The organism is Pyxidicoccus trucidator (assembly GCF_010894435.1).
In the GTDB taxonomy this organism is placed as follows: Bacteria; Myxococcota; Myxococcia; order Myxococcales; family Myxococcaceae; genus Myxococcus; species Myxococcus trucidator.
The window spans coordinates 1-12,934 of sequence record NZ_JAAIXZ010000041.1 but is presented as its reverse complement, the minus strand read 5'-3'; the positions used below and the strand labels follow the sequence as shown (position 1 = coordinate 12,934).

Here is a 12,934-nt window from a genome sequence, read left to right as displayed (position 1 = left end):
AACACGGAAGTTAAGCCCTCCAGAGCCGATGGTACTTCGCGGGAAACCGCGCGGGAGAGTAGGTCGCTGCCGGATTCTTTTTGAGAACCCCCGTTGCCCTCGTGGCAACGGGGGTTTTCTTTTTTCTACGCACCGCATCAGCGCCGTCCGCCGTACCGCCCCTCCGCTTGAAGTTGCTAGCCTGGGAAGGCAGTACAATCCAGGACTGGGAGTCTCTCGTGCGTGGATTCTGGCGGAGTGCCGTGGGCTTGATGGCGGTGTTGTCGCTGGCCGGTTGTGGTGGGCCCCCCGAGGAGTCGACGGACGTCGAGCTCGGGGAGAGCGAGCAGGGCCTGGCCTGCAGGTACCCGGACGACTATTGCCCGGGGACCACTACGTGCGTGGACGGGCTCTGCCGCGACTGCATCCGCTACCCGCACTGGTGTCAGTAGCAGGTTCGCCTTGCCCGCGGCTCCTACTCGCCCTGAGCATCGCCGTCATCCTCCTGCTGTGGGTGCCCAGCGTGGCGATGGCGGCGCTCTGACTGTCGCTGGCTCCGGTGCGCCTCGAAATCATGGCCGTGGGCGCGCAAGGTGACGCGTGGACGCGAGCGGATCAATCTCTTGGAGTTCCTTCCTCCCGGTGGCTGACGCCATCAAAATGGCGTGGGGATTCCGCACCTGGAGTCCACCCAACTTCACTGGAGAATGCATGAGCCCTCGACGGATTGGCCTGTTCACACTCGTTTCCCTCATCACCGCAATGGGCTGCACGCAGGCCCAGCGCCCCTATCAATTCAGCGTCGGCTCAACGGAGGAGTCGCCCACCAGCGCGGTGGCTCGGACGCTCGCAGCGAACGGACAGGAGCCCATGAATGTCGACGAGAAACTCGGCCTCGTCCAGACGCGGTGGCAGGACACCGCCTTTCTCTACGGCACCGTCGGTAACGTCCAGGCCACCATCGTCCGGCGATACACCGTCACCGTGGCCCCGAGCACCAACGGGAACGCCGTGAGCCTCCGCGCCGATCTAAAGAAGTGCCCACAGGGCGGCTTCACCATCGGCGACACCGAGGTGCGCGGCCTCTGCGAGGCCATCGACGGGGTGCCCGAGTCCTTCCAGCAGGACGTCGACGCGCTCGGCTTGAAGTTACAGCAGTCGCTCGCTGCGGCGCACTGAGCCGGGGAATCCGAACCCGGGCCGCCACTCACCTGGGGAAGGTGTCCGGGGAAGGTGTCAGAGGATTCGAGCCGGCGTCCTGGCCGCGGGACGCCCCACCGCCGCTCAGCAGGGCCCGGAACCGACTCGCGATTCCGGGCCCTTCTATTGGCGAGGAGTACGGGACTGGAAACCGTACCCCTCACGGCACGGCAGGCATCAGCCCGGCGTGAACCACAGCACGGACAGCGGGGGCAGCGTAATCGTCGCGGAAGCGGGCTGGCCGTCCCACCCGGTGGGCTCGGTGTGGATCTGCCCCATGTTCCCCAGGTTGGAGCCGCCGTACTCGCCGGAGTCCGTGTTGAGGAGCTCCACGTAGCTTCCGTGCAGCGGGAAGCCCACGCGGTAGCCCTCGCGGACGGTGGGGGAGAGGTTGGCGATGCACACCACGTGGCGCCCCGGCTGGCGCGCGCGCCGGACGAAGGCCAGCACGTTCGCCGCGGCCGAGTCCGGCTGCAGCCACTGGAAGCCCACCGGCTCGCTGTCCGCGTCGTGGAGCGCCGGCAGCTCCTTGTAGATACGGTTCAGCGACGACATCAGCTTCAGGATGCCCTGGTGCCCCGGGTCATGCGTCAGGTGCCAGTCCAGGCTCTTGTCGTGGTTCCACTCCGAGGGCTGGCCGAACTCACCGCCCATGAAGAGGAGCTTCTTCCCCGGGTGGGCCCACATCCAGGCGTAGAGCGCCCGCAGGTTGGCGCGCTTCTGCCACGGGTCCCCCGGCATGCGCCCGTACAGGCTGCCCTTGCCGTGCACCACCTCGTCATGGCTCAGCGGCAGCATGAAGTGCTCGCTGAACGCATACAGCAGGCCGAAGGTGAGCTGGTTGTGGTGGTACTGCCGGTAGATGGGGTCCTTCGAGAAGTACGACAGCGTGTCGTGCATCCACCCCATGTTCCACTTGAAGTGGAAGCCCAGGCCGCCCTCGCTCACCGGCGAGGACACCTTGGGCCAGGCGGTGGACTCCTCGGCAATCACGACGACGCCCGGGTGCTTGCGGCGCACCGTCTCGTTGAGCTCGCGGAGGAACTGGATGGCCTCTTCATTCTCGCGGCCGCCCCAGCGGTTGGGAATCCACTCGCCCTGCTTGCGGCTGTAGTCGAGGTAGAGCATCGAGGCCACCGCGTCCACGCGCAGGCCATCGATGTGGTACTCCTCAATCCAGAAGAGCGCGTTGGCGATGAGGAAGTTGCGGACCTCGTTGCGGCCGAAGTTGAAGACCAGCGTGCCCCAGTCCGGCTGCGCGCCCTTGCGCGGGTCCGCGTGCTCGTACAGCGACGTGCCGTCGAACTGCCCCAGCGCGTGCAAGTCCCGCGGGAAGTGGCCGGGCACCCAGTCCACGATGACGCCGATGCCCTCCTGGTGCAGGTGGTCCACGAGGAAGCGGAAGTCGTCCGGGTGGCCGAAGCGCGCCGTGGGCGCGTAGTAGCCACTCACCTGGTAGCCCCAGGAGCCCCCGTAGGGGTGCTCGGACACGGGCAGCAGCTCCACGTGGGTGAAGCCCAGGTACTTCACGTACTCGGCGAGCGCCGGCGCCAGCTCGCGGTACGTCATGGGCCGGTCGCCGTCCTCCACCACCCGGCGCCAGCTGCCCAGGTGCACCTCGTAGACGCTCCAGGGCTGGTGCGTCACGTCATGCTTCTGCTCGCGCGTCTCGAGCCACTGCCCGTCACCCCAGCGGTAGCGTGACAGGTCGTGCACCACCGACGCGGTGGCCGGTGGCACCTCGGCGCGCAAGGCGAACGGGTCCGCCTTCAGCACGTGCGCGCCCCCGTGGCCGGGGCGGATCTCGAACTTGTAGCGGGCGCCTTCGCCCACCTCGGGGACGAACAGCTCCCAGATGCCGGAGGCCCCCATGCGCCGCATGGCATGCAGCCGGCCGTCCCAGCCATTGAAGTCCCCCACCACCGACACGCCGGCCGCCGTGGGCGCCCAGACGGCGAAGGACACGCCCCGCACGCCGTTGTGGTGGATGAGGTGCGCGCCCATCCGCTCCCAGAGGCGCTCGTGCTTGCCCTCGCCCGCGTAGTACAGGTCCATCTCGCCCAGGGTGGGGAGGTAGCTGTAGGGGTCTCTCAGGCGGAAGACCTTCTTGCCGGGGTACTCCACCTCCAGCAGGTACGTGAAGGGCTGCTCCTTGCCGTTGATGCGCGCTTCGAAGACGCCGCCCAGCCGGTGCGTCATCGCGATGCGGCCCCCGGCCTCCGGCAGCACGTGGATGTGTACGGCGTCCGGCCGGAAGGCCCGAATCACCACGCCGTCCCCGTCCGGGTGGATGCCCAGGATGGAGTGGGGCTCTGGATGCCGCAGCTCGACCACGCGCTGGAGCTCCGCGTCGACCTGCGCCTTGTCGGCTGGCTTCCTCACTTGGATTCCTCCATGCGCAACAGGGCCTGGATGGGGATGCGCACCCAGTCCGGCCGGTTCTGTAGCTCATACCGCACTTCGTAGAGGAGCTTCTCCAGTTCGAACGCCCGCAGCATGACGTCGAACGTGGCGTCGTCCTTTGGCAGGAAGGACGCCCCGTGGGTCGCCTTCCGGTAGCCCTCCAGGAAGGCCGTGCGGCTGGGGCCCACGCGGCCTCGGGGCTCGCCGCCCTCCAGTGCCACCGTGGCCTCCGCGTAGTCGAACGAGCGAATCATCCCCGCCACGTCCCGCAGCGCGCTGTACTTCTCGCGCCGCGCCGTGAAGCTCCTCGCCGGCTCCCCCTCGAAGTCGAAGATGAGCCACTGCTCATTGGCGCGCAGCACCTGGCCCAGGTGCAGGTCGCCGTGGATGCGGATCTTCTGCCCGGAGGGCGCCACGTGGGCCAGCCGCTTCGCGTACTCGATGAGCGACTCGCGCCGGCTCTCCAGGTCCGGGTTCAGCCGGCCGGCATCCGCCAGCGTCACGCCCAGCTCGCCGACGATGGAGGCGCTCCAGCGCTGCAGATCCTCCTGGAGGAGCGGCTCCGGGGCGAAGGCCGGGTCGTCCGGGGACGCGGAGGCGAAGGCGTTGTGCAGATCGCCCAGCCGCATGCCCAGTTCGCGCATCTCGCCGAGGAAGCGGTCGCCCAGCGCCCGCTCCTGGCGCAGCCGGTCCAGCGTGTACTTCCACCCGTCCGTCGCGTCCGGGACGAAGCGGTGCGCCACCGCGACGGTGGCCCCCGCCGCCCCCTCCAGGTGCAGCGCGCCCAGCAGCGTGGGCGTGGCCCTGAAGGACGTCTTCGTGGCGAGGAAGCGGCCCACTTCATGTTCGGGACTCACTCCCGCCTCGAGCTTGCGGATGATCTTGAGGATGACCTTCTCGCCCAGCACCACGGAGGTGTTGCTCTGCTCCACCATCAGCCGCCGCACCGTCAGCGGCGAGGGGAGGGCCAGGAGGCCGTCCGGGCCCCCAATCCACTCGCCCACCAGGCGGCCGGAGGCGGAGCTGACGCCGCTCCCATCGCGGATGAGCTTGAAGAGGGCGCGCAGGCACTCGTCGTCCTCCAGCGCATCGGCGATGCCCTCCGCGCCGGGCTTCACCGGCAGCAGGTAGCGCTCCGGGTGGCCCAATTCGTACACCACCTCCACCACGGCGAGGGTGAAGGCGCAGGGCTTGAAGTCCATGGCGGCGTGGTCCACCACGCTCACATGCTTGATGGGCCACGCCTTGCCGCTGAACCAGCGCTGGTGCTTCAGGTACTCCGGCAGCTTCGTCAGGTCCAAGGACGTCACGGCAGGCTCCTTCCCTGGTGCGGCTTGTCCAGCCGGAACCATAGGAACATGAAGGGTCCGAGGGAGAGCTGGTAGGGCATGTTGCTGATGCGGGGGAAGGGCGTCTCGCCGATGAGCTCCACCGGCACCTGTCCCTCGAAGTCGCGCAGGTCCACCACCGCCGGCTGGGAGAAGCGGGACAGGTTGCACACCACCAGCACCGTCTGGCCCTCGTACTCACGCACGAAGGACAGCACCTTGCGGTTCTCCGTCTGCAGGAAGCGCAGGGTGCCGAGTGCGAAGACAGGGTAGCGCTGGCGGATGCGAATCATCCGCTTCACCCAGTGCAGGAGGCTGGACTTCACGCGCTCCTGCGCCTCCACGTTGATGGACTGGTAGCCATACACCGCGTCGGCGATGACGGGGGCATACAGGCGCGCGTAGTCGGCCCGGCTGAAGCCCGCGTTGCGGTCACCCGTCCACTGCATGGGCGTGCGCACGCCGTTGCGGTCGCCGAGGTAGATGTTGTCGCCCATGCCTATCTCGTCCCCGTAGTACATGACGGGGGTGCCCGGCAGGGTGAACAGCAGGCTGTGCATCAGCTCGATGCGCCTGCGGCCGTTGTCCATCAGCGGGGCGAGGCGGCGGCGGATGCCCAGGTTGATGCGCATCCGCGGGTCCGTGGCGTACTCCCGGTACATGTAGTCCCGGTCCTCGTCCGTCACCATCTCCAGCGTCAGCTCGTCGTGGTTGCGCAGGAAGATGGCCCACTGGCAGTTGTCCGGAATGTCCGGCGTCTGCTGCATGATTTCCACGATGGGCGTCCGGTCCTCCTTGCGCACGGCCATGAAGAGGCGGGGCATGACCGGAAAGTGGAAGCCCATGTGGAACTCGTCGCCCTCGCCGAAGTAGACGCGCACGTCGGCGGGCCACTGGTTGGCTTCCGCGAGCAGCATCTTCCCCTGGTACTCGGAATCAATCGTCTTGCGCAGCTTCTTGAGGAAGGCGTGCGTCTCCGGGAGGTTCTCGCAGTTGGTGCCCTCGCGCTCGAAGAGGTAGGGCACGGCGTCGCAGCGGAACCCGTCCACGCCCATGTTCAGCCAGAAGCGCATGACGTCCAGCATGGCTTCCTGCACTTCGGGGTTGTCGTAGTTGAGGTCCGGCTGGTGGCTGAAGAAGCGGTGCCAGAAGTACTGCTTGGCCACCGGATCCCACGTCCAGTTGGAGCGCTCGGTGTCGAGGAAGATGATGCGGGTGCCCTTGTAGACCTCGTCCGAGTCGCTCCAGACGTACCAGTCGCGCTTGGGGCTCTTCGGGTCGCTGCGGGCTTCCTGGAACCAGGGGTGCTGGTCGCTGGTGTGGTTGACGACCAGTTCGGTGATGATGCGCAGCCCCCGCTTGTGCGCCTCGTCCACCAGGCGCTGGAAGTCCGCGAGCGTGCCGTAGTCGGGATGGATGCCGTAGAAGTCCGCGATGTCGTACCCGTCGTCTCGCAGCGGCGAGGGGTAGTGCGGCAGCAGCCAGATGCAGTCGATGCCCAGGTCCTGCAGGTACGGCAGCTTCTCAATCAGGCCCGGGATGTCCCCGTGGCCGTCGCCGTTGGAGTCGTGGAATGCGCGGAGGTGCAGCTCGTAGATGAGGGCCTTCTTGTACCAGAGGGGATCCAGTTCCATACGCCTCTCGGGTGTCACTCGTAGTAGTCGAACGCCTGCTCGGTACGGCGGTAGCGGTAGACGGCCCAGAGGGCCGCGGGCTGCTCGGGCGTGAGTCGTACCTGCACGTCAGGACCCTGCCAGAGCGAGCGCTGGTCCGACATCAGCTCGTGCACCTGGTACGTCTCCTCCGGACGCGCGCCCAGCCATTCCATGGGCACGTGCAGGAGCGCCTCCTGCGCCGAGTACGGGTCCAGGCTCACCGCCATCAGCACCGTGCTGGTGCCGTCCGGTGAGCGCTTGCCGTAGAATAGGATGCGCTCGTTGTTCGACTCGAAGAACTCGAGCGTGTCGTAGTAGCGCAGTGCGGGATGGGTGGCGCGCGCGGTGTTGAGGCGCGCAATCCAGTCCTTGATGTTGCCGGGCCGATCCAGGTCCCACGCGACGAGCTGGTACTTCTCCGAGTCGATGTACTCCTCCTTGCCCGGCAGCGGGCGGCCCTCGCAGAGCTCGAAGCCGCAGTACATGCCCCAGACGGAGGACAGCGTGGCCGCCAGCGCCGCGCGGAGGCGGAAGGCGCCGGGCCCGGCGTTCTGCAGCATCTCCGGGAGGATGTCCGGCGTGTTGGGCCAGAAGTTGCCGCGGAAGTAGTCGGACACTGGCGGGTGGGTGAGCTCCTCCAGGTACTCCTGGAGCTCGCCCTTGAAGTTGCGCCAGGTGAAGTAGGTATACGACTGGGTGAAGCCCACCTTGGCCAGGGCCTTCATGACCTTGGGGCGGGTGAAGGCCTCGGAGAGGAAGATGACGTCCGGGTACGCGTCCTGGACGCGGCGGATGAGCCACTCCCAGAACTGCATCGGCTTGGTGTGCGGGTTGTCCACCCGGAAGGTGCGCACTCCCTGCTTCACCCAGTGGACGACGACGGACTCGAGCTCCGCCCAGAGCGCCTCGCGGCCAGGGCCCATCCAGTCGAAGTTGACGATGTCCTCGTAGCGCTTGGGCGGGTTCTCCGCCGTCTTGATGGTGCCGTCCGGGCGGTGCTGGAACCACTCCGGATGCTCCTTCACGTACGGGTGGTCCGGCGAGCACTGGAAGGCCACGTCCAGCGCCACCTCGATGCCGTGTCGCTGGGCGGCGTCCACGAAGCGGCGGAAGTCGTCCAGGGTGCCCAGTGCGGGGTGCACCGCCTTGTGGCCCCCCTCCGTGGCACCGATGGCCCACGGACTGCCCACGTCGTCCGCGCCCGCCTTGAGGCTGTTGTTCTTCCCCTTGCGCGCCGTGCGGCCGATGGGGTGGATGGGGGGCAGGTAGATGACGTCGAAGCCGAGCCGCTGGATGTACGGCAGCCACTCCTCGGCGTCCTTGAAGGTGGCGTGCGTCTTCCCGTCGCGCTTCGCCGAGCGGGGGAAGAACTCGTACCAGGCGCCGAAGCGGGCCTTCTCCCGGTCCGCGAAGACGTCCAGCACCTTGTCGTAGCGCTTCGCCAGGGTGCGGTCGGGGTACGTGGAGGCGATGGCGGCCAGCTCGGGCGCGAGCGCCACGGCGATGAGCTCCGGCTCGGCGGGGCCGCGCAGGCGGACGGCGGCTTCGGCCAGCACCCGCGCGTCGGCCTCGCTGGCGGGGCGGGCGCGGGTGACGGCGCCCTCCAGCAGGGCGGCGCCCTCCAACAGCTCGCTCTTCACATCCCGGCCCGCGTCGACCTTCCGCTTCAGCTCGGACGCCCAGGTGCGGAAGAGATCTGGCCAGGCTTCAATCGTGTACTGGTAGCGGCCATTGTGGGCGAGCGGGAACTCGGCTTCCCAGAGGTCGTTGCCCAGGAATCGCATGGGCACCTCCCGCCAGTCCGTCTGTTGTGTCCTGGGGGTGACCTGACGCCAGCGGACGACGGCGACCAGGACGTCATGGCCTTCCTTGAAGACATCGGCCCTGACGGTGAGACTCTCCCCGGCGACGCGCTTGACGGCGTAGCGGCCCGCGTCCAGCTCGGGTTTGACTCCCTCGATGAACACGCTTCCGATTCGTTCGGTCATATCGGCTGCGGCCCTTATAGGTCTTGGGTTGGGTTCGACCGGGCGGCGTATCGCGGGGGACGTTGATTCAGGACGGCTTCCGCATTGGCCGCGTTGGCTCGTCAACGTTAGGGATGGGCGGTGAAGGCGCCCACCGTGTTACTTGAAGCTGTGCTGTGCCCCGTTGGATGCGGTATCCGGGAGCTAAATGGCGCCTTCCCCCCCCTCCGTCCCCCGAGCAAGCGACCCGGCGGCTGACAAGGCCCTCCTCCAGCAGGTGGCCCTGGGCAGCGGCGCGGCGATGCGAGAGGTGTACGCGCGCTGTGGCGCGAAGGCCTTCGCCGTCACCTTGCGGCTGCTGCCCTCCCGCGCGGATGCGGAGGAGGTGCTGCAGGAGGTCTTCCTGGACGTGTGGCGGCGCGCGCGCGAGTTCGACCCGGACCGCGGCGGCCTGGAGACCTGGGTGACCACCATCGCCCGGACGCGCGCCATCGACCGCCTGCGCTCCATGGGCACGGCGGCGCGAACGGTGGAGGGCGCGACCCACCAGCCGCCTCCCGTGAGCGCCACCCCGCAGGCGCCGGACGAGGCGAGCGCGCAGGGGCAGCACCGCAAGCGGGTGCTCGCGGCACTGAAGCAGCTGCCCGCCGAGCAGCGCGAGGTGGTGGAGTTGGCCTACTTCGAGGGGCTGTCCCAGCGGGAGATAGCGGAGCGCACGGGCGACCCTCTCGGCACCGTGAAGACCCGGGCGCGGCTCGCGCTGGAGAAGCTGGGCGACCTGCTGAAGGAGCTGGCGCCCGGCTCGTAGGGCTTACGATTTCCTTAAGGTCTTTCCGCGAGAACGTCGGTCACGCCCTGAATCGTGGGCGAACCGGACCGGCACTCAGGAGGACCTGGATGAGCAACGACGCCAAGAAGAACCCCGAACCCGTGGTCATGACGCGCCGGAAGGTGCTGCGTGGCGTGGGCATGGCGCTGGCGGCACTGCCACTCGCGCGGCTCGCGCTCGCGTGCGGCGAGGGGACGGGCGACACCCCCGGCCCTGGCACCGAGACGGACGCGGGCACCGAGACGGACGCGGGCACGGGCTCCACCGGGAGCTGGGCGACCGGCGGCACCGCCGCGATGACGATGGCCGCCTCCTATCCCAACCCCTTCGCCTCGGGCACCGGCACGACGTGCACCCTGACGTGCGCGGCGACGCTGGGCCCCTGCTACGCGACCACCGTCGAGCGGAAGGACATCAGCGAGGGCCATGACGGCCTGCCCGTGCGCCTCGCGCTGCTCGTGGTGGATGAGGCCTGCAACCCCATCCAGGGCGCGTCCGTCGACATCTGGCACACCGCGCCCCATGGGCTCTACTCCGGCGAGGACGCCAGCGACTTCTGCACCTCTGGCGATGCCGGGGCGAGGGCCGCGCGCTGGTTCCGCGGCGTGCAGACGACGGATGCGAGTGGCCGGGTGGACTTCGATACCTGCTTTCCCGGCTGGTACAGCAGCCGCACCATCCACATCCACTTCACCATCCGCGTCAACGGCAACGAGTACGTCACGTCCCAGCTCTTCTTTGACGACGCGCTGGACGATGAAATCATCAGCACGCAGCCGCTCTACAACACGCGCGGAACGCGAGACACGACTAACCAGACGGACACCGTCATCTCCGCGGACTCCGTCGCCGACTACGTGTTCTCGACGGAGCGGATGGCGGACGGTGCGATGCTGGCGTGGAAGACGCTGGTCATCCGCTCGTCGCTCGACACCGCGCAGTGCTCGGTGCCTGGCGGCAGCGGCGGCGGTGGTGGCCCGGGTGGCCCGCCGCGAGATGGTGGCATGGGACCGCCGCCCGGCTGGGACGGGGGCATGGGGCCTCCTCCGGGCGGGGGGTGATCAGGTGAGCACGTCGGCGCCGCGCCGGCCGTGACGGCTTGATTCCCGGTGGCGCCGTGCGTACTGCCCGGAGGAGGCTCTCCAGGCAGGGGGCTCGCACGGCGCCCGGCGCGGAAGAGGAGGTGGGTGACATGGGGGAGCGCATCCTGCTCGTCGAGGACGATGCACAGCTCGGCGCGCAGATTGTCGAGCACCTGCGGGGCGCGGGCTTCGAGCCCACGTGGTGGCGGGAGGGCCGGCTGCTGACGTCCGAGGGCATGCCGGAGGTGAGCCTCGTGGTGCTCGACCTGATGTTGCCCGGCACCTATGGCCTGGACATGCTCAAGGCCCTGCGGACGTTCTCCGAGGTGCCCGTCCTCATCCTGAGCGCGCGCAACGACACCCTGGACAAGGTGCGGGCGCTGAAGCTCGGCGCCGATGACTACATGACCAAGCCCTTCTGGCCGGAGGAGCTCATCGAGCGGGTGCGCGCACGACTCCGGCGGCCGATGCTCCAGAAGGTGGATGCCGCCGTCGAGCTGGGGCCGCTGCGCGTCGACCTCCAGACGCGTGAGGTCTCCGTGCAGGGGCAGCTCGTGGAGCTGACGCGGGTGGAGTTCGCGCTGCTCGCGGCGTTGGCGCGGCGCCCCCGTGAGGCCGTGACGCGGCAGTGGCTGGTGGAGCACGTGCTGGACCCTGAGCGCGAGGGCACCGAGCGCACGCTGGACGTCCATGTTTCGCGGCTGCGACGGAAGCTCGGCGCCCTGCACGGGGTGGAGACGGTGTGGGGCGTGGGCTATCGCCTCGTTCCAGGGGATGGCTCGTGAGGCTGCGACTGCGCCTGGCGCTCACGGTGGTGGCGGTGACGGTTCCCGTCGTCGCGGGGCTGAGCCTCTTCCAGCGCTCGCTGCGGCTGAGCAGCCAGGAGGAGGTGCTCGAGGCCACCACGCTCGCGCAGATGCAGGCTGGAGAGCGGGAGCGCTGCGAGGCCTCCCCCGAGTCGTGGACCGTGCGGCGGGGACCGCCTCCTCGTGACTGGCCGCGGGGAGGGGCCGAAGGGGACAGGGGGCCTCCCGGGGGTGTTGAGAGCGGATCTCCTCCTCCGCGTGGCTCGTCCGGGGACCGGGGCGCGTTCGCCGAGAACGGACCTCCTCCTCCACGTGGCCCGTCCGGGGACCGGGGCGGGTTTGACGACCGGGGCCCTCCACCCGGGGGCGGGCCGGGACGCTCGGGGCGCGCGCCTCCTCATATCGTCCACTTTCCCTATGACGACCGGCTCGTCTCGCGGAACCCGGCGGCGCCCGTCCTCGACGAGGAGCTTCAGCGGGACGCCCGCTCGGGTCGGGGTGTGGTCGTCCGTCGCTCGACGCTGGAGGGCCGGCCCGTCCTGGACGTGCTGCTGCGCATGCCGTGGGACGGCGGGCCCTGTGCGTACGTCCTCGCGCGGCGCATCGCGTCTCCGGATGCACCCATTGAAGGCCTGCCGCCACCGGAGGTGCTGCTCGTGCCACTGCTCGCCGTCGTGGCGGTGCTGGTGGCGGTGGGGCCCGTCATCCGGCGCGTCCGCCAGCTCACCGGCGAGGTCCGCGCCTCCGCGGTCAGCCGCTACCAGCAGCCCGTCTCCGTGCGAGGCAACGACGAGGTCGCCGAGCTGGCGCGGGCGTTCCAGGAGGCTGGCGCGGAGATCCAGAGTCAGCTGTCCCAGCAAGAGGCTCGCGAACAGGCGCTGCGGGACTTCCTCGCCAACACCATGCACGACGTGATGACGCCGCTCACCGTGCTCCAGGGCCACCTGTCGACGATGCAGCAGCAAGCCGGGCGCGGAGAGGGGATGGAACCCGGGGTGATGACCTCCGCGATGGGCGAAGCCCACTACATCGCCTCGCTGGTCCACAACCTGGCGGCGGCCGCGCGGCTCGAAGCCGGCGCGCCGCAAGTTCAGCGCGCGCCCGTAGACCTGAACGCCGTCATCGCCCGCGTCCTCGGACGGCACCAGCCCATTGCCCGGCGGAAGAAGGTCTCCCTGGTGAGCGGCGTGCCCGAGGCGCCGGTCATCGTGAATGGTGACGTCACCCTCATCGAGCAGGCGGTCAGCAACGTCGTCTTCAATGGCATCCACCATGGCCGCGAGGACGGACACGTGGCGGTGGTGCTGGAGAGCACGCGCCAGGGTCGGTTCCATCTGCGCGTCATCGACGACGGGCCGGGCATTCCGGAGGAGGAGCGCTCGCGGTTGCTGGAGCGCAGCTTCCGCGGCAATGCCGCCCGGACGCGAGGCGTCGAGGGGCAGGGGCTGGGCCTCCACATCACCCACCATGTCGCGCAGGTCCACGGCTGGACGCTGACGCTGTCCCCGTCGGAGTACGGCGGGCTGGAGGTGGGCATGGAAGGGGAGATGTCCGGCGGCTAGTTGAACTGCGCGAGATGCGGGTATGCGGCCTCATCGCATGGGGTTGCGGACGCGGTGGCGGGGAGGAGCGCGCCGTCCGTGTGCGCGCCAGTGGCCTCGGCGCGCTGACTCGTTGCGCTGCGC

10 protein-coding genes and 1 rRNA gene are annotated in these 12,934 nt (G+C 68.9%); 7 read left to right on the top strand and 4 right to left on the bottom strand.

Features of this window, described 5'->3' with window-relative positions; all coding sequences use genetic code 11:
* The 3 genes from rrf to G4D85_RS48155 all read left to right on the top strand — a co-directional run.
* A 5S ribosomal RNA gene (gene rrf, locus G4D85_RS48165) occupies window positions 1-75 on the top strand; the annotation flags it as partial.
* Window positions 76-218: 143 nt separating this feature from the next.
* Window positions 219-431: a hypothetical protein gene (locus tag G4D85_RS48160; RefSeq protein ID WP_164021834.1), complete on the top strand. Its 213-nt coding sequence runs from the start codon at window positions 219-221 to the stop codon at window positions 429-431.
* A gap of 259 nt (window positions 432-690) precedes the next feature.
* A complete protein-coding gene (locus tag G4D85_RS48155; RefSeq protein WP_164021832.1) occupies window positions 691-1,158 on the top strand; it encodes a hypothetical protein in 468 nt (155 codons plus the stop codon).
* Between the two features lie 198 nt (window positions 1,159-1,356).
* Here G4D85_RS48155 and glgB read toward each other — a convergent pair whose 3' ends face one another.
* Genes glgB through G4D85_RS48135 form a run of 4 tightly spaced genes read right to left on the bottom strand, consistent with a single transcriptional unit; the run spans window position 1,357 to window position 8,553 of the window.
* Window positions 1,357-3,561 carry a 1,4-alpha-glucan branching protein GlgB gene (gene glgB / locus G4D85_RS48150; RefSeq protein ID WP_164021830.1) on the bottom strand — a complete coding sequence of 735 codons (2,205 nt, stop codon included), beginning with the start codon at window positions 3,559-3,561 and terminating at the stop codon, window positions 1,357-1,359.
* On the bottom strand, window positions 3,558-4,892 hold the full coding sequence (locus tag G4D85_RS48145; protein ID WP_164021828.1) for a phosphotransferase: 1,335 nt from the start codon (window positions 4,890-4,892) through the stop codon (window positions 3,558-3,560). Before G4D85_RS48145 ends, glgB begins: the two co-directional genes overlap by 4 nt.
* Window positions 4,889-6,544 carry a maltose alpha-D-glucosyltransferase gene (treS, locus tag G4D85_RS48140; protein ID WP_164021826.1) on the bottom strand — a complete coding sequence of 552 codons (1,656 nt, stop codon included), beginning with the start codon at window positions 6,542-6,544 and terminating at the stop codon, window positions 4,889-4,891. Before treS ends, G4D85_RS48145 begins: the two co-directional genes overlap by 4 nt.
* Before the next feature lie 14 nt (window positions 6,545-6,558).
* A complete protein-coding gene (locus G4D85_RS48135) occupies window positions 6,559-8,553 on the bottom strand; it encodes an alpha-1,4-glucan--maltose-1-phosphate maltosyltransferase (RefSeq protein ID WP_164021824.1) in 1,995 nt (664 codons plus the stop codon).
* Window positions 8,554-8,740: 187 nt separating this feature from the next.
* Between G4D85_RS48135 and G4D85_RS48130 the strand changes: the two genes are divergently transcribed.
* The 4 genes from G4D85_RS48130 to G4D85_RS48115 all read left to right on the top strand — a co-directional run bounded on the left by G4D85_RS48130 (window position 8,741) and on the right by G4D85_RS48115 (window position 12,811).
* Entirely contained in the window at window positions 8,741-9,340 is a 600-nt protein-coding gene (locus tag G4D85_RS48130; RefSeq protein ID WP_164021822.1) for a sigma-70 family RNA polymerase sigma factor, read from the top strand.
* 89 nt (window positions 9,341-9,429) lie between these two features.
* On the top strand, window positions 9,430-10,422 hold the full coding sequence (locus G4D85_RS48125; RefSeq protein WP_164021820.1) for a dioxygenase family protein: 993 nt from the start codon (window positions 9,430-9,432) through the stop codon (window positions 10,420-10,422).
* Between the two features lie 131 nt (window positions 10,423-10,553).
* Window positions 10,554-11,228, top strand: coding sequence for a response regulator transcription factor (locus G4D85_RS48120; protein WP_164021818.1), 675 nt, complete (start codon window positions 10,554-10,556; stop codon window positions 11,226-11,228).
* Window positions 11,225-12,811 (top strand): sensor histidine kinase, encoded by a 1,587-nt coding sequence (locus G4D85_RS48115; protein WP_164021816.1) that lies wholly within the window; start codon window positions 11,225-11,227, stop codon window positions 12,809-12,811. The genes G4D85_RS48120 and G4D85_RS48115 overlap by 4 nt, the downstream gene beginning before the upstream one ends.
* Window positions 12,812-12,934: the final 123 nt, after the last annotated feature.

Bases quoted from the DNA above. Each gene is read 5' to 3' on its own strand.
- G4D85_RS48155 (WP_164021832.1), top strand. From the start codon at position 691: ATGAGCCCTCGACGGATTGGCCTGTTCACACTCGTTTCCCTCATCACC.
- treS (WP_164021826.1), bottom strand. From the start codon at position 6,544: ATGGAACTGGATCCCCTCTGGTACAAGAAGGCCCTCATCTACGAGCTG.
- G4D85_RS48135 (WP_164021824.1), bottom strand. From the start codon at position 8,553: ATGACCGAACGAATCGGAAGCGTGTTCATCGAGGGAGTCAAACCCGAG.
- G4D85_RS48130 (WP_164021822.1), top strand. From the start codon at position 8,741: ATGGCGCCTTCCCCCCCCTCCGTCCCCCGAGCAAGCGACCCGGCGGCT.
- G4D85_RS48125 (WP_164021820.1), top strand. From the start codon at position 9,430: ATGAGCAACGACGCCAAGAAGAACCCCGAACCCGTGGTCATGACGCGC.
- G4D85_RS48120 (WP_164021818.1), top strand. From the start codon at position 10,554: ATGGGGGAGCGCATCCTGCTCGTCGAGGACGATGCACAGCTCGGCGCG.